At 63.7% G+C, this 23,061-nt stretch carries 23 protein-coding genes; 18 read left to right on the top strand and 5 right to left on the bottom strand.

From position 1 onward, the window contains the following. Positions 1 to 45 precede the first annotated feature (45 nt). Positions 46 to 225 (top strand): hypothetical protein, encoded by a 180-nt coding sequence (locus NKI18_RS17170; RefSeq protein WP_352615144.1) that lies wholly within the window; start codon positions 46 to 48, stop codon positions 223 to 225. A gap of 26 nt (positions 226 to 251) precedes the next feature. On the opposite strand, the gene NKI18_RS17165 is transcribed toward NKI18_RS17170, so the two are convergent. Then, the gene (locus tag NKI18_RS17165) at positions 252 to 1,610 is read right to left on the bottom strand and encodes a trimethylamine monooxygenase (protein ID WP_352615142.1); all 1,359 of its coding nucleotides are present in this window, start codon (positions 1,608 to 1,610) and stop codon (positions 252 to 254) included. Positions 1,611 to 1,870: 260 nt separating this feature from the next. On the opposite strand from NKI18_RS17165, the gene NKI18_RS17160 reads away from it, so the two are divergent. Continuing rightward, positions 1,871 to 2,590: a helix-turn-helix domain-containing protein gene (locus tag NKI18_RS17160; RefSeq protein WP_352452528.1), complete on the top strand. Its 720-nt coding sequence runs from the start codon at positions 1,871 to 1,873 to the stop codon at positions 2,588 to 2,590. A 158-nt stretch (positions 2,591 to 2,748) separates the two neighbouring features. Beyond that, on the top strand, positions 2,749 to 3,120 hold the full coding sequence (locus NKI18_RS17155) for an endonuclease domain-containing protein (protein WP_352615140.1): 372 nt from the start codon (positions 2,749 to 2,751) through the stop codon (positions 3,118 to 3,120). Positions 3,121 to 3,257: 137 nt separating this feature from the next. Here the strand turns inward: NKI18_RS17155 and NKI18_RS17150 are convergent, their stop codons facing one another. The 4 genes from NKI18_RS17150 to NKI18_RS17135 are packed head-to-tail and all read right to left on the bottom strand — an operon-like array spanning position 3,258 to position 7,014. After that, positions 3,258 to 4,298, bottom strand: a complete 1,041-nt coding sequence (locus tag NKI18_RS17150; protein ID WP_352615138.1) for a heme-dependent oxidative N-demethylase family protein — start codon at positions 4,296 to 4,298, stop codon at positions 3,258 to 3,260. A 9-nt stretch (positions 4,299 to 4,307) separates the two neighbouring features. Then, entirely contained in the window at positions 4,308 to 5,273 is a 966-nt protein-coding gene (locus NKI18_RS17145; RefSeq protein ID WP_352615136.1) for a PDR/VanB family oxidoreductase, read from the bottom strand. Next, positions 5,270 to 5,866, bottom strand: coding sequence for a dimethylamine monooxygenase subunit DmmA family protein (locus NKI18_RS17140; RefSeq protein WP_352615134.1), 597 nt, complete (start codon positions 5,864 to 5,866; stop codon positions 5,270 to 5,272). The genes NKI18_RS17145 and NKI18_RS17140 overlap by 4 nt, the downstream gene beginning before the upstream one ends. 14 nt (positions 5,867 to 5,880) lie before the next feature. Further along, complete coding sequence (locus NKI18_RS17135) at positions 5,881 to 7,014, bottom strand: aminomethyl transferase family protein (RefSeq protein ID WP_352615132.1); 1,134 nt, start codon at positions 7,012 to 7,014, stop codon at positions 5,881 to 5,883. 286 nt (positions 7,015 to 7,300) lie between these two features. On the opposite strand from NKI18_RS17135, the gene NKI18_RS17130 reads away from it, so the two are divergent. The 15 genes from NKI18_RS17130 (at position 7,301) to NKI18_RS17060 (ending at position 22,850) form a co-directional block, all read left to right on the top strand. Then, the gene (locus NKI18_RS17130; RefSeq protein ID WP_023673993.1) at positions 7,301 to 7,588 is read left to right on the top strand and encodes a hypothetical protein; all 288 of its coding nucleotides are present in this window, start codon (positions 7,301 to 7,303) and stop codon (positions 7,586 to 7,588) included. A gap of 11 nt (positions 7,589 to 7,599) precedes the next feature. Beyond that, positions 7,600 to 7,977: a hypothetical protein gene (locus tag NKI18_RS17125; protein WP_023673992.1), complete on the top strand. Its 378-nt coding sequence runs from the start codon at positions 7,600 to 7,602 to the stop codon at positions 7,975 to 7,977. A gap of 15 nt (positions 7,978 to 7,992) precedes the next feature. After that, the gene (locus NKI18_RS17120; protein WP_023673991.1) at positions 7,993 to 8,154 is read left to right on the top strand and encodes a hypothetical protein; all 162 of its coding nucleotides are present in this window, start codon (positions 7,993 to 7,995) and stop codon (positions 8,152 to 8,154) included. 14 nt (positions 8,155 to 8,168) lie between these two features. After that, positions 8,169 to 9,569, top strand: a complete 1,401-nt coding sequence (locus NKI18_RS17115) for an APC family permease (protein ID WP_352615130.1) — start codon at positions 8,169 to 8,171, stop codon at positions 9,567 to 9,569. 46 nt (positions 9,570 to 9,615) lie between these two features. Further along, positions 9,616 to 10,296 carry a hypothetical protein gene (locus tag NKI18_RS17110; RefSeq protein ID WP_352615128.1) on the top strand — a complete coding sequence of 227 codons (681 nt, stop codon included), beginning with the start codon at positions 9,616 to 9,618 and terminating at the stop codon, positions 10,294 to 10,296. Next, positions 10,293 to 10,625: a hypothetical protein gene (locus NKI18_RS17105; RefSeq protein WP_352542207.1), complete on the top strand. Its 333-nt coding sequence runs from the start codon at positions 10,293 to 10,295 to the stop codon at positions 10,623 to 10,625. The genes NKI18_RS17110 and NKI18_RS17105 overlap by 4 nt, the downstream gene beginning before the upstream one ends. Before the next feature lie 84 nt (positions 10,626 to 10,709). Further along, entirely contained in the window at positions 10,710 to 11,603 is an 894-nt protein-coding gene (locus NKI18_RS17100; protein ID WP_352615126.1) for a class II glutamine amidotransferase, read from the top strand. Positions 11,604 to 11,607: 4 nt separating this feature from the next. Then, positions 11,608 to 12,342 carry a GltB/FmdC/FwdC-like GXGXG domain-containing protein gene (locus NKI18_RS17095; RefSeq protein ID WP_352453795.1) on the top strand — a complete coding sequence of 245 codons (735 nt, stop codon included), beginning with the start codon at positions 11,608 to 11,610 and terminating at the stop codon, positions 12,340 to 12,342. A gap of 6 nt (positions 12,343 to 12,348) precedes the next feature. Further along, positions 12,349 to 13,677, top strand: coding sequence for an FMN-binding glutamate synthase family protein (locus NKI18_RS17090; protein WP_023673984.1), 1,329 nt, complete (start codon positions 12,349 to 12,351; stop codon positions 13,675 to 13,677). A 33-nt stretch (positions 13,678 to 13,710) separates the two neighbouring features. Further along, on the top strand, positions 13,711 to 15,018 hold the full coding sequence (gene glnT, locus NKI18_RS17085; protein WP_352453796.1) for a type III glutamate--ammonia ligase: 1,308 nt from the start codon (positions 13,711 to 13,713) through the stop codon (positions 15,016 to 15,018). Positions 15,019 to 15,054: 36 nt separating this feature from the next. Further along, positions 15,055 to 16,308 carry a sarcosine oxidase subunit beta family protein gene (locus tag NKI18_RS17080; RefSeq protein WP_352615122.1) on the top strand — a complete coding sequence of 418 codons (1,254 nt, stop codon included), beginning with the start codon at positions 15,055 to 15,057 and terminating at the stop codon, positions 16,306 to 16,308. Between the two features lie 17 nt (positions 16,309 to 16,325). After that, positions 16,326 to 16,601, top strand: coding sequence for a sarcosine oxidase subunit delta (locus NKI18_RS17075; RefSeq protein ID WP_352615120.1), 276 nt, complete (start codon positions 16,326 to 16,328; stop codon positions 16,599 to 16,601). After that, complete coding sequence (locus tag NKI18_RS17070; protein WP_353020088.1) at positions 16,601 to 19,585, top strand: sarcosine oxidase subunit alpha; 2,985 nt, start codon at positions 16,601 to 16,603, stop codon at positions 19,583 to 19,585. Before NKI18_RS17075 ends, NKI18_RS17070 begins: the two co-directional genes overlap by 1 nt. Continuing rightward, on the top strand, positions 19,578 to 20,207 hold the full coding sequence (locus tag NKI18_RS17065; RefSeq protein ID WP_353020086.1) for a sarcosine oxidase subunit gamma: 630 nt from the start codon (positions 19,578 to 19,580) through the stop codon (positions 20,205 to 20,207). The genes NKI18_RS17070 and NKI18_RS17065 overlap by 8 nt, the downstream gene beginning before the upstream one ends. A gap of 273 nt (positions 20,208 to 20,480) precedes the next feature. Next, a complete protein-coding gene (locus NKI18_RS17060; RefSeq protein ID WP_353020084.1) occupies positions 20,481 to 22,850 on the top strand; it encodes a trimethylamine N-oxide demethylase in 2,370 nt (789 codons plus the stop codon). Positions 22,851 to 23,061: the final 211 nt, after the last annotated feature.

The raw sequence follows: 23,061 nt of genomic DNA, 5'->3' as shown, positions 1-23,061 counted from the left end.
GCGGGAGTGCCGATCGGCCCCCCGTCGACAACACTTGTCGGGAAAATGTTTTCGGTCGACGCCCAGCTGGCCGCACACGGCATCGCGGTCCATGCCGGGGCGAAGTTTTCGACCGGAAAGACCAGCGCCGTGCGCGTCGCGACGAGCATCCTGAGCGAGGAGCACCTCGAGCACGTCGCAAATTCCCTGGCGCTGGCAGCCGACCCGGCGCGGGAAATTGTCTGAGGCAAGTCAATCGCCGTTCGGACTGCCTACTCCGCCGCCACGCCCTTCACCTCGAGATAGCTCTCCATGGAATCGTCCATCGCCTGCAGCCAGGGCGTATGGTGCAGCGGCGCCATCGTCCCGGTCATCAGCGAGCGGTAGGCGTGGTCGCGGAAGCCCATAATGTCTCCCGCCTTGTGGTGCTCCCACTCCATGAAGGTCTGATTGACAGCCTCGACATCGAAGCCGGGATAGTCGGTCTGCTCCATCAGCTCCCTGGTGTAGTCGCCCTGGAACCAGATCATCTGCTCGGCGTCTTCAAGTGTTTCTTCACGTGCCCGCCATTTCCGGCCGTGCTCGGCCATCGCTTCGGCCGACGGCAGCTTGATGCGGCCCATGATCACGTCGCGGGCGAACCAGGCCTGCGCGTCGAACATATTGAAGGTGTAGAACTGGTCCTGCATGCCAATATAGGACAGCTTCGGGTTTTTCTCCCAGACGACGCCCTCGTAGAGCCCGTCCGGCCACATACGGTTGGCGGTCTTCAGCTTCAAATCCTCGGTGAGGAACGGGAAGGAATGGAGGTAGCCGGTGCACAGGATGATGGCGTCGACGTCTTTGGTGCTGCCGTCCTTGAAATGCGCCGTCTTGCCGACGACCTTCTGCAGAAGCGGCACTTCCTTCCAGTTCTCCGGCCATTTGAAGCCCATCGGCTTCGAGCGGTAGCTGGAGGTGATCGATCTGGCGCCGTATTTGTAGCATTGCGAGCCGATGTCCTCGGCTGAATAGGAGCGGCCGATGATCAAAATGTCCTTGCCCTTGAATTCCATCGCGTCGCGGAAATCGTGGCTGTGCAGGATACGGCCGTTGAAGGTCGAAAAGCCCTCGAAATAGGGAACGTTGGGCACGGAGAAATGGCCCGAGGCGACGACGACATTGTCGAACTCTTCCGAATAGGTGACGTCGTTGGTGCGGTCATGCGCGGTGACCGTGAATTTTTTTGTCGTTTCGGAAAAGGTGACCATGCGCACCGGGCTGTTGAAGCGCACCCATTGGCGCACGCCGGATTTTTCGACGCGGCCCTTGATGTAGTCCCACAGCACGGCGCGCGGCGGATAGGAGCCGATCGGCCGGCCGAAATGCTCCTCGAAGGTGTAGTCGGCGAATTCGAGGCATTCCTTCGGCCCGTTCGACCAGAGATAGCGGTACATCGAGCCGTGCACCGGATCGCCGTGCTCGTCGAGGCCGGTGCGCCAGGTGTAGTTCCACAGGCCGCCCCAGTCGGACTGCTTTTCGAAGCAGACGATCTCGGGAATATCGGCGCCCTTGTCGGCGGCCGACTTGAAGGCCCTGAGCTGGGCCATGCCGGACGGCCCGGCTCCGATGACGGCTACACGATCTTTCATTGCGGGCCTCCCGATCTCATTTCCCTAACGAAACAAATTTCACTGACAGGACAGTAATTGCCCCTTCGATGCTGTCAACAGGGCTTGTCGCGAAACCCTCGTTTCGCCCAGCTGGATTTCCAAGCGACGCAGTAGCTCGGGCGAAATCCGGACATTGCGCAATTCGACACGGGTGGCTTGCCGTGGCAGTTGCGCTTCTGTATCGGCACCGAATATGTTCACCGTGAGTGAAATGAATCGGCAAGGTCCGGGGTGGCAACATGGCGAAAAAAGCATCCAGTCTAAAGCCCGCTGCGGCCGTCGTCGCCGCCAAAGCGAAGCCGTCGGTCGCTGCAATCGATCCGCGTAAGATACGCGCGCCGCTCACCCAGAACCCGCACGCCATTCGCGACACCCGCGAAAAGGTCCTGGAGGTCGCCATCGGCCGCGAGGTGCGGGCCTTCCGCAAGAAGCTCGGCATTACGGTGGCCGATCTGGCTGCCGCCACCGACATTTCGCTTGGCATGCTGTCGAAGATCGAGAACGGCATCACCTCGCCATCGCTGACCACGTTGCAGGCGCTGTCACGGGCGCTCGGCGTTCCCGTCACCGCATTCTTCCGCCGCTTCGAGGAAGAGCGCAGTGCCGTCTTCGTCAAGGCCGGCGAAGGCCTCGACGTCGAACGCCGCGGCACGCGCGCCGGCCACCAGTACAATCTGCTCGGCCATATCGGCTCCAACACCAGCGGCGTCGTCGTCGAACCCTATCTGATCACGCTCACCGAGGATTCCGACGTGTTCCCGACCTTCCAGCACGAAGGCATGGAATTCCTCTATATGCTCGAGGGCGAGGTGGTTTACCGGCACGGCAGCAATCTCTACCCGATGAAGCCCGGTGACAGCCTGTTCTTCGACGCCGATGCGCCGCACGGACCGGAAGTGCTGAGCGTTCTGCCGATGCGCTATCTGTCGATCATCTGCTACCCGCAGAGCGCGGGGTGAGAGCTCGATCTCCCCCTTGTGGGACCTCGTGGGGGAGATCGGCAGCTTCGCCGACGACGCCTCTTTTGCAGCGTTGGCGATTGGCGAAAGCCGAAGTGAAATCCAATCTCCCCCCTTGAGGGGGAGATGTCCGGCAGGACAGAGGGGGGCGAACCGCGATGACGCATAATCCAGTAGCCGCCAACAATCGCCGCAATGCGCGCAGGATGCGCAAGGTGATGACCGATGCCGAACTGAAGCTCTGGAACGAGATCAGGGCGCACAGGCTGATGGGACTGGGGTTTCGACGCCAGATGCCTATCGCCGGCTATATCGTCGATTTTGCATGCCCGGACAAAAAGCTGATCGTCGAACTTGATGGTTCCCAGCATGCCCAGGCCGAAGCGTCGGAATTGGACGCTGCAAGAGCCGCAAAGCTCGAAGCGCTGGGCTGGACCAGCCTTCGCTTCTGGAATGATGACGTTATCCGCGATATCAACAATGTCTGTCAGCATATCGTGATTGTGGCTGGTCAGGCTGGCGCACCGTGATCTTCGCCGAAGGGATGGGCTGACATAACGGCAAGGCCGGCGCTCTACGGCGCCCCCCTCTGCCCTGCCGGGCATCTCCCCCTCTTGGGGGGAGATTGGCAGCTTGAGAGGGCAGCGCAAATATCAGCAGGAAAAACTCAATCAGGCCCGAACCCCGGCGACGTCGCACTCCCGTCATCCAGCTTCGACAGCCATTCGACCAATGTCGCGCGATAGCGCGTCAGGCCTTTGTAGTTGGCGAGTTCGTCGGGAAGGTCGCGGATGACGCGGTGCAGGCGCCGTGCCCATTTCGGCTGCGTCACCAGCTCATCCATCTTGATCAGATAGCAGCGGATCGGGAAGACGATCGCATTCGAGCGCGGCAGCCGCCAGAAGCTCTGCAGCTCGACGCGCAGATGAACTTTTTCGCCGACGTTTTCCGGCGTCACCGTGGCGCGGTCCGGACCCCATTTGTGGTAATTTTCCGGGCTGGTATCGAGGCGCGGATTGATGGTCATCGTCCAGTTCAGCCGCCGTGCCGGCTTGCCCTGCTGGATGTTGGTGAGGAACTTCAGCGCCCGGACGAATATCCCCTTCTCATGCGCCAGCGGCACCGGCGCGTGCCATTCGAAGAAGTTCATGCCGATGTCGAAATCGAGCGACCAGTCGGCCTGGGTGGTGACCATGCCGGCATCCATCCACAGATTGCCGTCGCGCTGGTCGAGGATGCAGAAATCGCCCTGGCTCTGCCGGGTGATATATTCCATCGGCCCATAGGGCAGCGTCGAGACGTCGCCAAAGGTGAAGCTGTCGTCGATGCCGAGCGGCCGGTTGATCCAGCGCCAGCGGTCACTGTTGCGGATCAGCGTGAAATGCTCGGGATAGCCTGAAGCCTGCTGCTCCATCAAAAGCTCGAGCAGGTCCCAGCCGGCCAGCGTCATGTGCGGCAGCGACTGGCAGCGCAGCGGATCCTCGGCCAGCACCAAAGCGCGGTCCTGCATCTCGGCGACATAGTGCTCGTCGACGTCGATCAAATTCTCCAGCACACTGCCCTTCGGCCCGACGACATGCGGCTCGATGTTGACGGCATACATGTAGCTGTCTTCGTGGAACGGGAACGGGAACCGCCTGATGTGCTCGGGGCTGTTCCTGAAGGTGAAGTCGTCGCGGAACGTTTCCTTGCGAAAGGTGATGCCCAAGCTCGCCTCCTATCTTTCCAGCACCAGCGACCTGCCCTCGAAGCGCGAGACGCAGGGCATGATCTTGCAGCCTGAACGGTGGTCTTCCTCGCTCAGCCAGTGGTCGTTGTGGATGAATTTGCCGTCATGCGAAATGACGTTGGTCTCGCATTGGCCGCAGACGCCGCCGCGGCAGAGATAGGGCGGATCGACCCCGGCCGCCTCGATCGCCTCGAGGAGGCTCTGCTGCTCGTCGACACGGATTGTCTTGCCGCTGAGCGCCAGCGTCACGTCGAAGGGGGCGCCGGGCTGCGGCGCCGCGAAATGCTCGAAATGCACGGTCTCGTAAGGCCAGCCGAGCGCCGCGGCACGCTCGCGCACCCAGCCGATCATGCCGGACGGGCCGCAGACATAGAGATGCGTGCCGAGCGGCTGCGACGACAGCAGCCGGTCGAGATCGACGCGCTCGTCGCGGTCGTCGTGATAGAGCCTGACCCGGCGATCGTAGCGCTCTCTCAGCAGGTCGGCATAGGTGCCGAGCGAGGCGGTGCGGCAGGTGTAATGCAATTCGAAATTGCCGCCTTCCGCCGCCAGCTGCGCGGTCTGCGCCATGAACGGGGTGATGCCGATGCCGCCGGCCAGCATCAGATGCTTCCTGGCGCGCAGATCGAGCGAGAACAGATTGACGGGATAGCTGACCACCATCTCCGTGCCCGGCCTGACCTGCCTGTGCATGAACAGCGAGCCGCCGCGGCCGGCGTCGTCGCGGCGCACCGAGATGGTGTATTCGCGGGTGTCGAGCGGCGAGCCCATCAGCGAATAGGGATTGAGCCTAGTGCGTTCGCCATCGCGCATCTCGACGACGACATGGGCGCCGCCGGAAAAGGTCGGCAAAAGCTCGCCGTCGCGCCTGCGGAAATGAAAGCGCGTCACCAGCTCGTTGATAGGAACGACATCGCTGACGACGACATCGAGCTTGGTGGTGCCGGTGCTCATCGAAAGACCTCCTCGACCGGAGGAATTTCGCTGCGGTCCTCGGCGTTGATGCAGACGCCCTGGAAGGCGGCGAGGCGCCGCGAATAGTGATCGCGCACCAGAAGCAAGAGGCCGCAATGCGAACAGGTCGCCGGCTGCGTCGTGACATTCTCGGTGATGCCCTTGCAATGGACGCACTGCATGCGGCGCGCCAGCGAGCCGCGATGCTCGGTCTGGATCGAGGTGTGGTCGATGCCGGCTTCTAGCGCCGCCTGCATGGCCTGGCCGATCAGCCCCTCGGTGCCGGCGAGATAGAGCCTGAGGCCCATATGCGCGTTGGCCAGCGTCTGCTTCAGCCGCGGCAGGGCGCTGGCAAAGGAATGGCCGAGATAGAACTGTGCCGGCTTCAGGGCTTCGAGCGCATCGGCGTATTTGCCGTCGCGGCCGGGAATGAAGATGATGTGGGCGCCGCCGAAGAAATCCGCCGGTGCCTTGGCGGCCAGATCGGCAATCGCCAGCGCTCCCTCTGCATCCGCTATGAAAAGATGATGCTTGCCAGGCTGCGGAGACAGGGTCCCATAGACCGGGCGGCTGATGATGCTCTTCGCTGCCATACCCGCAGTATGCCTCAGCCTTTCGCCGTGCGCTTGGTCTTCTTCGGATCATCGAAAGGAAGCGGCTCGGCGATTGCGCTGATGGCGCCGCTCTTGTTGCGGATCTCGAGCCTGGTGCCCTGCACCGCGCAGTCGACGTCGAGCCGGGCAATGCCCATCGATTTTTTGACCAGCGGCGAATACATGGCGCAGGTCACCACGCCGACCTTTTTGCCGTCGCGATAGACCGGCGCGCCCTCGTCGGCCGGCTCCTTGCCTTCGAGCAGCACGCCGAAGATCTTGAAGCGCTCCTTGCCCTTGAGGCGGTAGTGCTCCTCGGCACCGCGAAAGCCCGTCTTGCCGGGGCTGACGGTGAAGTCGAGACCAAGCTCCCACAGCGTGTCGCCCGGGCCCTCGTTCTCAAACGGGTATTTCTGCGAATTGTCGTAGGGATAAAACAGCAGGTAGCTCTCGACGCGCAGCATGTCGAGCGTGGTGAAGCGGCACGGGATGATGCCGGCGCTCTTGCCCTCGTCGAGGATCCTGTCCCAGATCGTACCGGCGTCCTGGCCACGGCAGAAGATCTCGTAGCCGCGCTCGCCGGTGTAGCCGGTGCGCGAGATCATCACCGGGAAGCCGAACAACTGCGTCTGCATGTGGTGGAAATAGTTGAGGTCGCGAATGCCGGGCACATGCTTTGCCAGATAATCCACGGCTAGCGGCCCCTGCAGCGAAAGGTCGTGCAGATTGTCGTCGAAGCGCAGCGACACGTCGCGACCGACGGAAGCGCGCTGCAGCTCTTCATGGCCGGTGCCCGAGCCATGCACGACCATCCAGGAATTCGGGCCTGTGCGGTAGAGGATGCAGTCGTCGGTGAACTTGCCGGCCTCGTTGAGCATGCAGGCATAGGCCGACTTGCCGGGATAGATCTTTTCGACGTCGCGCGTCGTCGCCAGATCGATCAGGTGCGAGGCGTGCGGCCCGGTGATGTGGACCTTCTTCAAGCCGGACACGTCCATCAGGCCGGCCTTGGTGCGGATGGCGATATACTCTTCGTCGGCGTCCTTGTCGTAGGTCCAGGCGGTGCCCATGCCGCTCCAGTCCTCGAGCTTCGAGCCGAGCGCGCGATGGCGATCCGCAAGCGTCGAAAATCTCCAGGATGCCGTCATCCGCTGTCCTCCGTTCGAAAGAAACTTTTTTGCTTTCCCCTGCTCCCTGCACACAGGCGGGAGCGTTGCCTTGAATATTGACCGCAAACGCCGGGAGCCTGCAATACCCGTAAGCAAATAATTTCATTGTCAGGCAAATCCGGCGAGCCCAAACAAACGGTTAACGTCGCGTAAAATCGTCTTGACAATTCCAGAGTTCGGCCGGATTTTATGAAAAAAATTTCACTCTCTTGAAAGAGGGCAATGACCGGCCAATCCGGACCGGCGTTGAAAAAGGGGAAAGCCGATGTCCGACCTGCAACAGCGCGTGGAAGCGTTGTACCGTTCCGACGTGCGTGGATCCATGCTCCTGATCGTCTGCCTGTGGGCGACGATCCTCTTTGTCCTGTTCATGACATGGCCATACGTCCCCGACGCCGGCATCAAGCTCGTCGTCGCGGTCGCCGCCGCCGCGGTGCTGATCTTCAACACGGCCGCCATTCTGGCGATGGTCAACCACTACAAGGAAGACAAGGACTTCATCTACGGCCTCGACATCAAGAACGCCGACGCCTACCGCAACCGCAAGTCCTGAGGGGGAGACGCATGGCCCGCTATACACCGCCCGAACAGAGCAAGGCCGGACAGGTTTTCGATATCGCCGTCGTCGTGGTCGCGATTTTCGTCGCGCTGTGGCTGCCGCTGAAACTAGGTCTGGCAGGGGCGGCAAAATCCATCGACGCGCTCGACGCCAAGACGTGGGAAGCGCTCGGCCAGAACCCGACCATGGCCTCGATCTGGGAAAAGCTCGGCTACACGCCGGAAACCGCGCACGACATCATCCAGAACCGGTTCCACTACATCATCGACTGGCCGACGCTGATCATCATGGCGGCGGTGCTGATCGGCTATTTCATCTTTCTGTTCCGCGCATCAGACCGCGAATACCGCGACGTCATCGACGAAAAGTTCGGCGACAAATAGATAGGAAGCATCGTCATGTGGGTGGCACTCTCTTACGCATGCTGGGGCATCTCGATCGTGCTCGCGCTGTGGATGCTCTACGACTGGTTCAAGATCGACACGACCTATTCCGAAGAGATGCTGACCTCGTCCAGGGAAGGCGAGCTTGAAGCCGTGTCCGAAAAACACCGGATCTGAGTGGGGATTGAACGATGACGATCACGGCTGAACCAGCGGTGCAAGTGCAAGGCGACAGGGTTTCACTGCTCAGGGTGCTCGGCCCCGCCCATGTCTGGGCGCTCGGCGTCGGTATCGTTCTGGTCGGCGAATTCACCGGCTGGAATTTCGCGGCGGACAAGGGCGGCGCGCTGGCGGCGCTGATCGTCTGCTGGATCGTCGGCCTGCTCTACACCTCGGTCGCGATGATCGATTCCGAGGTGACCTCGACGGTCGCTGCCGCCGGCGGCCAATATGCCCAGGCCAAGCACATTGTCGGGCCGCTGATGGCCTTCAACGTCGCGCTTTTCCTGGTCTTTGCCTATACCATGCTCGAAGTGTCGGACGCGATCCTGCTCGGCGACACGATCGTCGCCAAAGCCGGCGTCGAGGGCCTCAACCACAATTCCTTCATCGCCGCGACCATCGTCGTGCTGGCATGGCTGAACTATCGCGGCGTGCTGATGACGCTTAACGTCAACTTCGTCATCACCGCCATCGCCTATGTCTCGATCATCATCCTGTTCTTCTCGGTCAGCCCGTGGACGCAAGGCGCCGTGCTCAAGCTGAACGAGTTGGTGACCCCGGGCAACGCCCTGCCCTATGGCTGGATCGGCGTCATCGCCGCCTTCCAGTTCGGCATCTGGTACTACCTCGGCATCGAGGGCACCACGCAGGCCGCCGAGGAAGTGCGCTCGCCGGCGCGCTCGCTGCCCTACGGCACGATGGCCGGCATGATCACGCTTCTGATCGCCGCCGCCATGACCTGGTATGTCTGCGCCTCGCTGATGCCCTGGGAATATCTCGGCATCACCTATTATCCGCTGTGGGACGCGGGCAAGCTGACCGGCAGTGCGCTGCTGGAAAACCTGTTGTTCATCGCGACGCTGCTTGCCGCGCTCGCCTCCGCCAATGGCTGCATCAACGACGCCGCGCGCGCCTGGTTTTCGCTCGGCCGCGACCGCTATCTGCCGACCTGGTTCTCGGCGGTGCATCCGAAATACCGCACGCCCTACCGCTCGATCCTGTTCCTGCTGCCGATCGCGCTCGCCTTCGCCTTCATCGCCGACCTCAACCAGGCGATCACCTTCTCGATCCTGTCGGGCGTGCTGCAATACACCTTCATGAGCATCAACATCATCATGTTCAGGAAAAAGTGGCCGCTCGGCTCGATCCGCCGCGGCTACACCCATCCGTTCCATCCGCTGCCGGCTATCGTCTTGTTCTGCCTTTGCGTGGTCACCTTCTTTGCGATCTTCCTCGGCTTCGGCTCGCAGCTGATCGCCATGGTCGCCTTCTACTTCCTGATCTCGCTGTGGTTCCACTTCTACCGCTACAAATTCGTACGCCGTGGCGCCCAGTTCACCATGCCGTGGCCGAAACCGCAGGGCTACTGACGGCGCGCCCGGTCTGGGCGGGCATTTGCGTGACGAGGTGCGTTAGGTGATCTCAGCATTGCTCGCCGGGGCGGTTGCCCTGGCTCTCGTCCTCCATATAGCCTGGCTTGCGCGGGCCAGCCGCGCCAAGGCTTCGACCGGGCTTGCCGCTGACGAAGCCGGCGTCCGCGCCGTCATCTCCGACGCGGCCAACGTCTCGGACGGCACTGCCGGCGTCGTTACCTTCGCCGGCTCGTGGAACGGCCGGCGGGTGCAGGTGCGGACCATCGTCGACACGCTGGCGATCAGGAAGCTGCCGGCGCGCTGGCTGAGCGTTTCGATCACCGAAAAGGTCGCGATACCAGGCACTTTCGATATGATGATGCGGCCAGGATCGCCGACGACTTTTTCCAATTTCGATCATCTCGTCCATCCGCTGCCGAAGGCGGCGGGGTTTCCGGCCGAAGCGATGCTGCGGAGCGACCGCAAGGGCGTGCGCTTCCCCGAAGCCGTCATCGCCGGCCACCTCGATGTCTTTGCCGAGGAGCGCGCCAAGGAATTGCTGATCACGCCGAACGGCGTGCGCATCGTCTGGCTGCTGGCCGAGGCCGAGCGGGCGCGCTACGGCGTATTCCGGCAAGCCGAATTCGGCACGGTCAGGCTCGATCCGGTGCTGATCGAGAGGCTGCTGTCGTCGGCTTCGGCGCTGCGCGATGCCATCAATCAAAGCGAACGGCAAGCGGCATGACCAGCCAGATCACCACCTCCCCGGCACCACCGAGCCCCTATCTGGTTCTGGGCGCTGCGATCGTCTTGCCGGCAAGCGGGCATGTCGTGCTCGGCGTGCCGGTGCGCGGCCTGCAATTCCTGTTCTTCATGGTGATCCTCGCCTGGGTCACCGCCAAGATCGCGCCGCCAGACGCCAGCTTCGTCGGACGCCATGCCGGCGGCTTCCTGATCTATGCCCTGTCGATCCTGGATGCCTACAAGATCGCCCGCATCCGCTATGCCAAATGGGTTCACAATGGCGGCCAGCGCAGCGATAGTGCGGCCGGCGGCGCCTCAGCCGATATATAACGACAGGAAAATTTTTTTCATACCAATTGAATTCCCGGGACTCATTCGATACATCTCGGAGGGAACAAACTCGCGGAGGCTGACATGTGCGGAATCGTCGGACTGTTTTTGAAGGACAAGTCGCTCGAGCCCCAGCTTGGCGCGATGCTGTCGGAGATGCTGATCTCGCTCAGCGATCGCGGTCCCGACAGCGCCGGCATCGCCATCTATGGCGCGCCCTCCAGTGAAGCCAAGATCACCATCCAGTCGGCCAAGCCGGAGCGCGATTTCCGCGGCCTCGACGCCGAACTCGCCAAGGCAATCGGCGCGCCGGTGAGCATTGCTGCGAAGTCGACCCATGCCGTGGTCCGGACGACGCCTGCCAAGATCGACGAAGCGCGCGAGACGATCCAGGCGCTGCGCCCCGACATCCGCATCATGGGCGCCGGCGACGTCGTCGAAATCTACAAGGAAGTCGGCTTGCCCGAAGCGGTCGTCGACCGTTTCGGCGTCCGCGAGATGACCGGCACGCACGGCATCGGCCATACCCGAATGGCGACCGAATCGGCGGTGACGACGATGGGCGCGCATCCGTTCTCGACCGGCGCCGACCAGTGCCTGGTGCATAATGGCTCGCTGTCCAACCACAACAATGTCCGCCGCGAGCTGATCCGCGAAGGCATGACATTCGAGACTGAGAACGACACCGAGGTCGCTGCCGCCTATCTCTCCTCGCAGATGGCGCATGGCAAGAATCTAGGCGAGGCGCTGGAAGGCACGCTGAGCGATCTCGACGGGTTTTTCACCTTCGTCGTCGGCACCAAGAACGGCTTCGGCGTGGTGCGCGACCCGATCGCCTGCAAGCCCGCCGTAATGGCCGAAACCGACCAGTATGTCGCCTTCGGCTCGGAATATCGTGCGCTCACCAAACTGCCAGGCATAGACAATGCGAAGGTCTGGGAACCCGAGCCCGCAACCGTCTATTTCTGGGAGCATTGAACCAATGCCGGCAATCAATCTCTCCAAGGCGGCTCGCGAGCCGGGCCATGCGTCACGGGTCTTTGACCTGGCCGAAATGTCGCTGCGCGAGCTCAACCAGGCGCTGCACGATCTGGCGCCCGGTTCGAACGAGACCGCCTGGGAGGTGCTCCACCCGCGAGGCAGCCATTCGGTCGCCGTCGGCGTCGACCAGCCGGTCGCCATCGATGTGCGCGGCAGCGTCGGCTATTATTGCGGCGGCATGAACGACGGCGGCACCATCACCGTGCATGGCTCGGCCGGGCCCGGCGTCGGCGAGAACATGATGTCCGGCCAGATCGTCGTCAAAGGCGATGCCAGCCAGTATGCCGGCGCCACCGGCCGGGGCGGCTTGCTCGTCATCGAAGGCAACGCGTCGTCGCGCTGCGGCATCTCGATGAAAGGCATCGACATCGTCGTCCATGGCAATATCGGCCACATGTCGGCCTTCATGGCGCAGTCCGGCAACCTCGTGGTGCTGGGCGACGCCGGCGATGCGCTCGGCGATTCCATTTACGAGGCGCGGCTTTTCGTGCGCGGCAAGGTCGAAAGCCTCGGCGCCGACTGCATCGCCAAGGAGATGCGGCCCGAGCATCTCGAATTGCTGCAAGGCTTGCTCGACCGCGCCGGCGTGACCGGCGTCAAGGCGGCGGAGTTCAAGCGTTATGGCTCGGCTCGTACCCTCTACAATTTCAATATCGACAACGCCGACGCGTATTGAGGCTCAATGACCTATCGCAACCCGCCGACGACGCCGCGCAAATCCGCGACCTTCGACGACTACACGCTTTCCGAGATCCGCCGCGCCGCGGCGACCGGCATCTATGACATCCGCGGCGCCGGCGCCAAGCGCAAGCTGCCGCATTTCGACGACCTTCTGTTCCTCGGTGCTTCGATCTCGCGCTATCCGCTCGAAGGCTATCGCGAGCGCTGCGACACCAGCGTCGTGCTCGGCTCGCGCTATGCGAAAAAACCGATCGAATTGAAAATCCCGATCACCATTGCCGGCATGAGCTTCGGCTCGCTGTCCGGCCCGGCGAAGGAAGCGCTCGGCCGTGGCGCGACGCTGTCGGGCACCTCCACGACCACCGGCGACGGCGGCATGACCGAGGAAGAGCGCGGCCATTCGAAGACGCTGGTCTACCAGTATCTGCCGTCGCGCTACGGCATGAACCCGCGCGATCTGCGCCGTGCCGACGCGATCGAGGTTGTCGTCGGCCAGGGCGCCAAGCCAGGCGGCGGCGGCATGCTGCTCGGCCAGAAGATCTCCGACCGCGTCGCCGAAATGCGCACGCTGCCGAAAGGCATCGACCAGCGCTCGGCCTCGCGCCACCCCGACTGGACCGGGCCGGACGACCTCGAGATCAAGATCCTCGAACTGCGCGAGATCACCGACTGGGAAAAGCCGATCTACGTCAAGGTCGGCGGCGCGCGGCCCTATTATGATACCGCGCTTGCGGTGAAATCGGGCGCCGATGTCGTCGTCGTCGACGGCATGCAGGGCGGCACTGCGGCGACCCAGGAAGTGTTCATTGAAAATGTCGGCCAGCCGACGCTTGCCTGCATCAGGCCGGCGGTGCAGGCGCTGCAGGATCTCGGCATGCACCGCAAGGTGCAGCTGATCGTCTCGGGCGGCATACGCAACGGCGCCGACGTCGCCAAGGCGCTGGCGCTCGGCGTCGACGCGGTGTCGATCGGCACGGCAGCGCTTGTCGCGCTCGGCGACAACGACCCGCGCTGGGAAGCGGAATACAACGAGCTCGGCACCACCGCCGGCGCCTATGACGACTGGCATGAGGGCCGCGACCCGGCCGGCATCACCACGCAGGATCCCGAGCTAATGAAACGGGTCGATCCGATTGCGGCCGGGCGACGGCTGGCGAACTATCTTAAGGTGATGACACTTGAGGCTCAGACAATCGCGCGCGCCTGCGGCAAGAACAGCCTGCACAATCTCGAGCCCGAGGATCTTGTGGCCTTGACGATCGAAGCCGCCGCCATGGCCGGCGTGCCGCTGGCCGGCACCAACTGGATACCGGGCAAGAACGGCTTCTAAGACAAACCAAATGCCAGTAAGCGAGGAACTATAATGGGGAACGATCTCGCCGCCTTCGCCAAGGAGAAGGGCGTCAAATATTTCATGATATCCTACACCGACCTGTTCGGTGGGCAACGCGCCAAGCTGGTGCCGGCGCAGGCGATCGCCGACATGCAGCGGGACGGTGCCGGCTTTGCCGGCTTTGCCACCTGGCTCGACCTGACGCCGGCGCATCCCGACATGCTGGCGGTGCCGGATCCGGCCTCGGTGATCCAGTTGCCTTGGAAGCCGGAGGTCGCCTGGGTCGCCGCCAACTGCATCATGGACGACAAATCGGTCGAGCAGGCGCCGCGCAACACGCTGAAGCGGTTGATCGCGGAGGCCGCTGGCGACGGCATGCACATCAAGACCGGCGTCGAGGCCGAATTCTTCCTGATCTCGCCGGATGGCAAGACGATTTCCGACGAATATGACACGGCGTCGAAGCCCTGCTACGACCAGCAGGCGGTTATGCGCCGCTACGACGTGATCGCCGAGATCTGCGACCACATGCTGGCGCTCGGCTGGGGCGCCTACCAGAACGACCACGAGGACGCCAACGGCCAGTTCGAGATGAACTGGGCCTTCGACGATGCGCTGGCGACCGCCGACAAGCATTCCTTCTTCAAATTCATGGTGAAATCGGTCGCCGAAAAGCACGGCCTGCGCGCAACCTTCATGCCTAAACCCTTCCAGGGCCTGACCGGCAATGGCTGCCATGCGCATATCTCGGTGTGGGACAAAGACGGCAAGACCAATGTCTTTGCCGATAATGCGATGGAGCTCGGCCTGTCGGCCAAGGGCAGGAATTTCCTCGGCGGCATCATGAAACATGCGTCCGCGCTTGCCGCCATCACCAACCCGACGGTCAATTCCTACAAGCGCATCAACGCACCGCGCACCATCTCCGGCGCCACCTGGGCGCCGAACACGGTGACCTGGACCGGCAACAACCGCACCCACATGGTGCGCGTACCCGGCCCCGGCCGCTTCGAGCTGCGCCTGCCCGACGGCGCGGCAAACCCCTATCTGCTGCAGGCGGTGATCATCGCCGCCGGGCTCGACGGTGTCCGCTCGAAGGCCGATCCGGGCCGGCGCTACGACATCGACATGTACCAGTTCGGCCATACGGTCGAAGGGGCGCCGAAGCTGCCGCTCAACCTGCTCGACGCATTGCGCGAGTTCGACAACGACAAATCGCTCAAGACGGCGCTGGGTGAGGAATTCTCGTCGGCCTATCTAAAGCTCAAGCAGCAGGAATGGAATTCCTATGCTTCCCACTTCACCCAGTGGGAGCGCGACCACACGCTCGACATCTGATCCGGAATTGTTGCACGCCCGACGCGAAACAGGTTCATGAAATACTCGATCTTCTCCCTCGCCCGGGCGGCATTTTCCGGCCACAAGAACTGGCAGCGCACCTGGCGCGACGCCAGCCCAAAGAGCCACTACGACGTGGTGATCATCGGCGGCGGCGGCCATGGCCTGGCGACGGCATGGTTCCTCGCCAGCGAATACGGCATCAGGAATGTCGCCGTGCTGGAAAAGGGCTGGATCGGCTCCGGCAATGCCGGCCGCAACACCACCATCATCCGCTCCAATTACGGGCTGCCCGGCAATACCGGCTTCTACGAGCTGTCGATGAAGCTGTGGGAGCGGATGGAGCAGGACCTCAACTACAACACCATGGTCAGCCAGCGCGGCGTCATCAACCTCTACCATTCGGACGCGCAACGCGACGCCTATGCGCGGCGCGGCAACACCATGCGCATCAACGGCATCGACGCCGAGCTGCTCGATCTGGCGGCGGTCAGGAAGATGATGCCGTTCCTGAACTTCGATAACGCACGTTTCCCGGTGCAGGGCGGGCTTTTGCAGCGGCGCGGCGGCACGGCGCGCCACGACGCCGTGGTCTGGGGCTATGCGCATGCGGCGAGCGCGCTCGGCGTCGACATCATCCAGAACTGCGAGGTGACCGGTTTTGTCCGCGACGCCAACGGCAAGGTGACCGGTGTCGAGACGAGCCGCGGCAGGATCGGTGCAGGCAAGGTCGGCATGGCCGTCGCCGGCTCCTCGTCGCGCGTCGCGGCGATGGCCGGCCTGCGGCTGCCGATCGAAAGCCATGTGCTGCAGGCCTTCGTCTCCGAGGCGATCAAGCCGCTGATCCCCAATGTCATGACCTTCGGCGCCGGGCATTTCTACGTCAGCCAGTCCGACAAGGGCGGCCTGGTCTTCGGCGGCGATATAGACGGCTACAATTCCTATGCCCAGCGCGGCAATCTGCCCGTCATGGAAGACGTCTGCGAAGGCGGCATGGCGCTGATGCCGATGATCGGCCGGATACGGCTGCTGCGTCAGTGGGGCGGCATCATGGACATGTCGATGGACGGCTCGCCGATCATCGACAAAACACCGGTCGACGGGCTCTATCTCAACGCCGGCTGGTGCTATGGCGGCTTCAAGGCGACGCCCGGCTCCGGCCTGGTCTTTGCCCATCTGCTGGCGCGCGACGAGCCGCACAAGGAGGCTGCCCGCTTTCGCCTCGACCGCTTCCGGCGAGGTGCGATGATCGACGAAAAGGGCCAGGGCGCCCAACCGAACCTGCATTGAAGGCTGGCTGAAGAAGCATGCGCATTGTCTGTCCCTTCTGCGGCGAACGCGAACTCGGCGAGTTCACCTATCTGGGCGACGCCAAGCCGGTGCGTCCGGCCGCCGGCGCCACCGAAGACGAGGTCTTCGACTACGTCTATCTGCGCGACAACTTCGCCGGGCCGATGAGCGAATACTGGTACCATGGCGGCGGCTGCCGGGCCTGGCTGAAGGTCGCCCGCAACACGCTGACGCATGAGATTTCGGCGGTGGAACCGGCTGCAGGCGTTGGTGCCGCCGAGGTTGGGCCCTGATGGTTGGGCCCGCGCAGACACACCGGCTGGAGAGCGGCGGTCTCATCGATCGCGCCGCGCCGCTGGCCTTCCGCTTCGACGGCAAGAGCTTTGCCGGCTCCCAGGGCGACACGCTGGCCTCGGCGCTGATCGCCAACGGCGTCAAGCTGGTCGGCCGCTCGTTCAAATACCATCGGCCGCGCGGCATCCTGACCGCTGGTTCGGAGGAGCCCAACGCGCTGGTCGAACTGCGCAGCGGAGCGCGGCGCGAGCCGAACACCAAGGCGACCACGGCCGAACTCTATGACGGGCTCGAAGCCGCCAGCCAGAACCGCTGGCCGTCGCTGCGCCACGACCTGATGGCGGTCAATCAGCTGTTCGCGCCGATCTTCGTCGCCGGCTTCTACTACAAGACCTTCATGTGGCCGGCGAAATTCTGGGAAACGATCTACGAGCCAACGATTCGCCGCGCCGCCGGCCTCGGCCGCGCTGCAGGCGTCGCCGATCCCGACCATTACGACAAGGCGTGGGCGCATTGCGACGTGCTGATCGCCGGGTCCGGCCCGGCCGGGCTGGCTGCGGCACTGGCGGCCGGGCGCGGCGGCGCCCGCGTCATCCTGTGCGAGGAAGATTTTGCGCTTGGCGGCCGTCTGCTCGCCGACGGCGGCATGATCGACGGCGCGCCGGCGGCCGAATGGATTACGCGCACGCTGGCCGAACTCGCCGCACTGCCCGATGTACGCATCATGACCCGCACGACATTGTTCGGCGTCTATGATGGCGGCACCTATGGCGCCATCGAGCGGGTCAACGACCACCTGCCCTCTCCGCCCGAGCACCAGGTGCGCCAGCGGCTGTGGCGGATCGTGGCCAAGCGCTGCGTCGTCGCCGCCGGCGCCATCGAGCGGCCGATCGTCTTTGCCGGTAACGACACGCCGGGCGTGATGATGGCTTCGGCTATGCGGACCTATGTCGCGCGCTACGCGGTTACCCCTGCCAAGAGGATCGCGCTGTTCACCAACAATGAGGATGGCTGGCGCACGGTCGAGACCGCGCTTGGCGCCGGTTTGCAAATCGCGGCGGTCGTCGATGCGCGCCCGGACGTCTCCGCCGCGCATCGCGCGCTTGCCGCCAAAGGCGGCTTTGCCGTGCTCAACGGCTCGGTCACCGGGGTCGAAGGCGGCAAGGACGGGGTCCGGAAAATCGTGGTGGCGCTGACCGGCGGCGCACGGGCGGAAGTCGAAGCCGACGGGCTTGCCGTGTCCGGCGGCTGGAATCCGGCGGTCGGGCTGACCTCCTATCATCGCAGCCGGCCGAAATGGCAGGACGATATCGCAGCCTTCGTGCCGGATGGCGCGCCGCCCGGCATGGTGGCCGTCGGCGCCGCCAACGGCGCCTTCGGACTTGGCGACTGCCTGCGCCAGGGCTTTGCCGCGGGTGCTGCGGCAGCGCAGAGTGCTGGACGCAGCGGCAATGCCGGCACATCGCCGGTCGCCGACAGCGAGGCGTTTTCGCTGACGCCGCTTTGGTATGTGGCCGGCAAAGGGAAAGCCTTCGTCGATTACCAGCATGATGTCACCGCGTCCGACATCGAACTGGCGCAGCGCGAAGGTTTCGAATCGGTCGAGCATCTCAAGCGCTATACGACGCTCGGCATGGCCACCGACCAGGGCAAGACCTCGAACGTCGCCGGTCTCGCCATCATGGCTACGTTGTCAGGCAAGTCCATTCCCGAGACCGGCACGACGATCTACCGCCCGCCCTATGTGCCGGTCGCCATCGGCGCCTTCGCCGGCCATCATCGCGACGAAGACTTCCATGCGACGAGGCTGACGCCGTCGCATCACTGGGCAGCCGAACAGGGCGCGGTGTTCGTCGACACCGGCCTGTGGAAGCGCGCGCAATGGTATCCGCGCGCCGGCGAAAAGGACTGGCTGGAATCGGTCACCCGCGAGGTCAAGGCGGTGCGCTCCGGCGTCGGCTTCTGCGATGTCTCGACGCTCGGCAAGATCGACGTGCACGGCCCGGATGCCGGCGCCTTTCTCGACCGCGTCTACATCAACACCTTCTCCAATCTCGCCGTCGGTAAAGCCCGCTACGGGCTGATGCTGCGCGAGGACGGCATCGTCCATGACGACGGCACGACGTCACGGCTGGCCGAGGACCACTATTTCCTGACCACCACCACCGCCAAGGCCGGGCTGGTGATGCAGCATCTCGAATTCTGCCGGCAGGTGCTGTTCCCCGAATTCGACGTGCAGCTGACATCCGTCTCCGATCAATGGGCACAGTTCTCGATCGCCGGGCCGAAGACCCGGGACCTGCTTCGGGAAATGGTCGATCCGGCGGAGGATTTGTCGAACGAGGGCTTTCCCTTCATGGGGGCGCGGGAAGTCGCGCTTCGCGGTGGCATCAAGGCGCGGCTGTTCCGCATCTCATTTTCGGGCGAAATGGCGTTCGAGATTTCGGTTCCCGCCCGCTATGGCGAGGCGCTGGTGCGCAATTTGATGCTGGCCGGCAAGCCATTCGGCGTTACGCCCTACGGCACCGAGGCGCTCGGCGTCATGCGCATCGAAAAGGGCCATGTCGCCGGCCCGGAGCTGAACGGCACGACGACCGCCGCCGACCTCGGGTTGGGCAAGATGATGTCCAGCAAGAAAGATTTCATTGGCCGCGTCATGGCCGGGCGCGAGGCGCTGATTGCGCCGGACCGCCAGGTCGTGGTCGGCATCAAGCCGGTCGACAAGACGCGCCGCCTGCGTTCCGGCGCGCATATCATCCCGAAGGGCGAGACGCCCGGTCCCGACAACGACCAGGGCTATGTCACCTCGGTCTGCTTTTCGCCGGTGCTCGACCAGTGGATCGGGCTTGGGCAGGTCGAGCGCGGCCGCGAGCGCATCGGCGAGATCGTCCATGCGCACGATCCGCTGCGCGGCGAAGATTACGATGTCGAGCTGTGCAGTCCCGTCTTCTACGATCCGGATGGAGGGCGCCAGCGTGGCTGAGTTTTCCTGGATTGCCCGCAGTCCGCTGGAGAAAGCGCTTGTTGTCGGCGGCTATGGCGCGCGCGGCACGGCGGCCGGCGTATCGCTCACCGAGATCCGCAATTTCGACCTGATCCAGGTGATGGCGCGGCGCGGCAAAGCGGCAGAACTGGCGAAGGCCGCCGAAACCCGCTTCGGCGTTGCCGCCCCGGAAACGCCCAAGGCGACCCGAGCTCCCGACGCTACGCTGATCTGGTCGGGACCGGATCAGTTCCTGGTCCTGTCCAATGGCGGCAAGCACGCGAGCGAACCGCTGAGCCAGGCGTTTGCGCAATCCGCCTCGTTGTCCGACCAGTCGCATGCCCGCGCGCTGATCAGCGTTTCCGGAGAAAAGGCGCGCGCGATGCTGGCCAAACTGTCGTCGCTAGACCTGCACCCCGCGGCGTTCCCGGCCGGCACCGCTGCGGCGACCTCGGTCGATCACACCAGCATCAATCTCTGGCGCGGCAATGACCGGCCGGACGGACAGGCGGTGTTCAATCTTCTGGTGTTCGCCACCTTCGCGGAAAGCCTGTGGCATACGATGCTGGACGCTGCCGCCGAGTATGGCGTCGAGATCGGGCATTCCGAGGAATTGGGGTAGGATTGTGCGCCACCTTCCCTTCTCCCCCTGTGGGAGAAGGTGGCCGAGCGAAGCTCGGTCGGATGAGGGGTGCTCCAGCTTGGCTATGACGGCACTCCGTCCAACACCCCTCAACCGTCTCGGCGCTGCGCGCCGATCCACCTTCTCCCACAAGGGGAGAAGGAAGAGGCGCGCGCGCCGCCTTCACTTGCCAACTCCGGCTCTTCTATCCTATTCTTCCCGCTAAAATAATTTCACACACAGGCAAACTTGTTTCTCGAAACCAAGGTTGAGATGAGCCAGTCGCCCTACCCCGCCGTCGTCGCCGGACCGCCCCGGCCGAGCCTGATCCTGCGGCCAGGCCAGATCGCGTTGCCGGCCGGGATGGAGCGCTACTCGGTTCAGGGCAATGGCGCGGTGCTGATCGAGGTCGAGGCCGGCGACATTGTCACCGTGCGCGATGTCGAGGGCGGGCAGGCCTGCGAGCTGCTGGCATGGGACAGCAGCGACGCGACCGATCCCGGGATTCTCGGCGAGAAATCGAACAGCAATGCCGCCGGCATCAAGGCGCTGCTGGCCGAAGGCGACGACAGCCTCGCATCCTTGCGCCGGGGGCTCGAGCGGCGCCAGGTGCAGCTCGACCCGGCGAAGGCGGTTCGCGTTTTCGGCGACGCCACCCCTGCCGGTACCGAACAGACTTTTACCGTCGCCCGCGATGGGTCGATGCTGATTGCCGCGCCCGGCGGGCCGATGCTGGTCGACGGCCACGATACGGCGACGCCGCTTAGCGTCATCGTCCGCCGCGCCACCATCCGCCCTGCGGCGAAATCCAGGCTTGCCGACCCGCTGGCCGATCCCGTGCTCGACCTGCGCGTCCATTCGGCGACGGCGGAGGCCTACTTCGTCAAGGCGGGCGACTATCTGCAGATCATCGATGTCGACGGGCGCCAATGCACCGACTTCCAGTGCTTTTCGGCGCGCAAGCTGGACAAGGGCCGCGATCATCCGCTCGACGTGACGACGACGCGCACGCTGATGGGTTCGAGCTATCCGATGCCCGGTCTGCACTCGAAATACTACGACCAGGACATGGAGCCGCTGGTCGAGGTTGTGCAGGACACTTGCGGCCGCCACGATGCATTCGCGCTCGCCTGCGCGGCCAAATATTACGACGACATCGGTTATCCCGGCCATCCCAACTGCTCGGAGAATTTCAACCGCGCGCTGTCCGACAAGGGTGTCACGCCTCGCGCCGGCTGGATGGCGATCAACTTCTTCTTCAACACGGCCATCGACGCGCATGGCGTCGTGGTATCGGACGAGCCGTGGTCGCGGCCGGGCGACTATGTGCTACTCAGGGCGCTCACGGACATCGTCTGCGTCTCGTCCGCCTGCCCCGACGATACGACGCCGGCCAATGGCTGGAACCTGACCGACATCCATGTGCGAACCTATTCCGGCCAGCACAAATTCTCGCGAGCGATCGCCAGACGCATGACGCCCGATTCGGAACCGAAAATGACCCGCGAGACTGCCTTTCATTCGAGCTTTGCCAAGCACACCCGCAACTTCGTCGAGTACAAGGGCTATTGGCTGGCCAATTCCTTCGCCAAGCAAGGCCCGATCGATGAATACTGGGCCTGCCGGCAGGACGCCGTGATCATGGACCTGTCGCCGCTGCGCAAGTTCGAGGTCACCGGGCCGGACTCCGAGGCGCTGCTGCAATACACGCTGACCCGCGACATCAAGAAGCTCGGCGTCGGCCAGGTCGTCTATTCCGCCATGTGCTACGAGCATGGCGGCATGATCGACGACGGCACGCTGCTCAGGCTCGGCAAGGATAATTTCCGCTGGGTCGGCGGCGACGATCTATCCGGCGAATGGCTGCGCGAGACGGCGACAAAGCTCGGCCTCAACGTGCTGGTGCGCTCGTCGACCGACCAGATGCACAATGTTGCCGTGCAGGGGCCGAAAAGCCGCGACATCCTGCGGCAGATCATCTGGACCTCGCCGCTACAGCCGTCGATCGACGAGCTCGAATGGTTCCGTTTCGCTGTCGCCCGCATCGGCGGCGGCAACGGCATTCCGGTCGTTGTCTCGCGCACCGGTTACACCGGCGAGCTCGGCTACGAGATCTGGTGCCATCCGCGCGACGCCGGCAAGGTCTTCGATGCGATCTGGCAGGCGGGCCAGACGCACGGCCTGAAGCCGATGGGGCTGCAGGCGCTCGATATGGTGCGCATCGAGGCCGGGCTGATCTTTGCTGCTCACGAGTTTTCCGACCAGACCGACCCGTTCGAGGCCGGCATCGGCTTCACCGTACCGCTGAAGACCAAGAGCGACGATTTCATCGGCCGCGAGGCGCTGATCAGGCGCAAGGAAAACCCGCAGAAGAAGCTGGTCGGCCTCGACATCGACGCCAATGTCGCCGTCGGCCACGGCGATTGCGTGCATATCGGCCGGGCCCAGATCGGCGTCGTCACCTCCGGCATGCGTTCGCCGGTGCTGAACAAGACCATCGCGTTGGCCAGGCTCGACGTCGCGCATTCGGCGATCGGCACCGAGGTCGAGATCGGCAAGCTCGATGGTCACAGCAAGCGGCTGCCGGCGCGCGTCGTCGCCTTTGCCCATTACGACCCGCAAAAGAACAGGCCGCGCTCCTGACCGACGCTTCCTGGTTCTTCCCTTCTCCCCTTGTGGGAGAAGGTGGATTGGCGCGCAGCGGCAAGACGGTTGAGGGGTGCTGGACGAAGTGCGGTTTTGCCAAGCTGGAACACCCCTTGTGTCTCTCGAATCATGCAGGATTGGGCTGGCGGGCGACCCGGGTCATGACCGGATCACCCGCTGCGACGGAAGCCCGTACACCCCTTGGTCT

The organism is Mesorhizobium sp. M0800, assembly GCF_040320095.1.
Taxonomy (GTDB): domain Bacteria; phylum Pseudomonadota; class Alphaproteobacteria; order Rhizobiales; family Rhizobiaceae; genus Mesorhizobium.
This window is presented reverse-complemented; position numbering and strand designations above follow the sequence as displayed.

Coding starts and splice junctions, on each gene's coding strand:
- NKI18_RS17170 (WP_352615144.1), top strand. CDS start 46: ATGTTTTCGGTCGACGCCCAGCTGGCCGCACACGGCATCGCGGTCCAT.
- NKI18_RS17165 (WP_352615142.1), bottom strand. CDS start 1,610: ATGAAAGATCGTGTAGCCGTCATCGGAGCCGGGCCGTCCGGCATGGCC.
- NKI18_RS17160 (WP_352452528.1), top strand. CDS start 1,871: ATGGCGAAAAAAGCATCCAGTCTAAAGCCCGCTGCGGCCGTCGTCGCC.
- NKI18_RS17155 (WP_352615140.1), top strand. CDS start 2,749: ATGACGCATAATCCAGTAGCCGCCAACAATCGCCGCAATGCGCGCAGG.
- NKI18_RS17145 (WP_352615136.1), bottom strand. CDS start 5,273: ATGAGCACCGGCACCACCAAGCTCGATGTCGTCGTCAGCGATGTCGTT.
- NKI18_RS17140 (WP_352615134.1), bottom strand. CDS start 5,866: ATGGCAGCGAAGAGCATCATCAGCCGCCCGGTCTATGGGACCCTGTCT.
- NKI18_RS17135 (WP_352615132.1), bottom strand. CDS start 7,014: ATGACGGCATCCTGGAGATTTTCGACGCTTGCGGATCGCCATCGCGCG.
- NKI18_RS17130 (WP_023673993.1), top strand. CDS start 7,301: ATGTCCGACCTGCAACAGCGCGTGGAAGCGTTGTACCGTTCCGACGTG.
- NKI18_RS17125 (WP_023673992.1), top strand. CDS start 7,600: ATGGCCCGCTATACACCGCCCGAACAGAGCAAGGCCGGACAGGTTTTC.
- NKI18_RS17120 (WP_023673991.1), top strand. CDS start 7,993: ATGTGGGTGGCACTCTCTTACGCATGCTGGGGCATCTCGATCGTGCTC.
- NKI18_RS17115 (WP_352615130.1), top strand. CDS start 8,169: ATGACGATCACGGCTGAACCAGCGGTGCAAGTGCAAGGCGACAGGGTT.
- NKI18_RS17105 (WP_352542207.1), top strand. CDS start 10,293: ATGACCAGCCAGATCACCACCTCCCCGGCACCACCGAGCCCCTATCTG.
- NKI18_RS17100 (WP_352615126.1), top strand. CDS start 10,710: ATGTGCGGAATCGTCGGACTGTTTTTGAAGGACAAGTCGCTCGAGCCC.
- NKI18_RS17095 (WP_352453795.1), top strand. CDS start 11,608: ATGCCGGCAATCAATCTCTCCAAGGCGGCTCGCGAGCCGGGCCATGCG.
- NKI18_RS17090 (WP_023673984.1), top strand. CDS start 12,349: ATGACCTATCGCAACCCGCCGACGACGCCGCGCAAATCCGCGACCTTC.
- glnT (WP_352453796.1), top strand. CDS start 13,711: ATGGGGAACGATCTCGCCGCCTTCGCCAAGGAGAAGGGCGTCAAATAT.
- NKI18_RS17080 (WP_352615122.1), top strand. CDS start 15,055: ATGAAATACTCGATCTTCTCCCTCGCCCGGGCGGCATTTTCCGGCCAC.
- NKI18_RS17075 (WP_352615120.1), top strand. CDS start 16,326: ATGCGCATTGTCTGTCCCTTCTGCGGCGAACGCGAACTCGGCGAGTTC.
- NKI18_RS17070 (WP_353020088.1), top strand. CDS start 16,601: ATGGTTGGGCCCGCGCAGACACACCGGCTGGAGAGCGGCGGTCTCATC.
- NKI18_RS17060 (WP_353020084.1), top strand. CDS start 20,481: ATGAGCCAGTCGCCCTACCCCGCCGTCGTCGCCGGACCGCCCCGGCCG.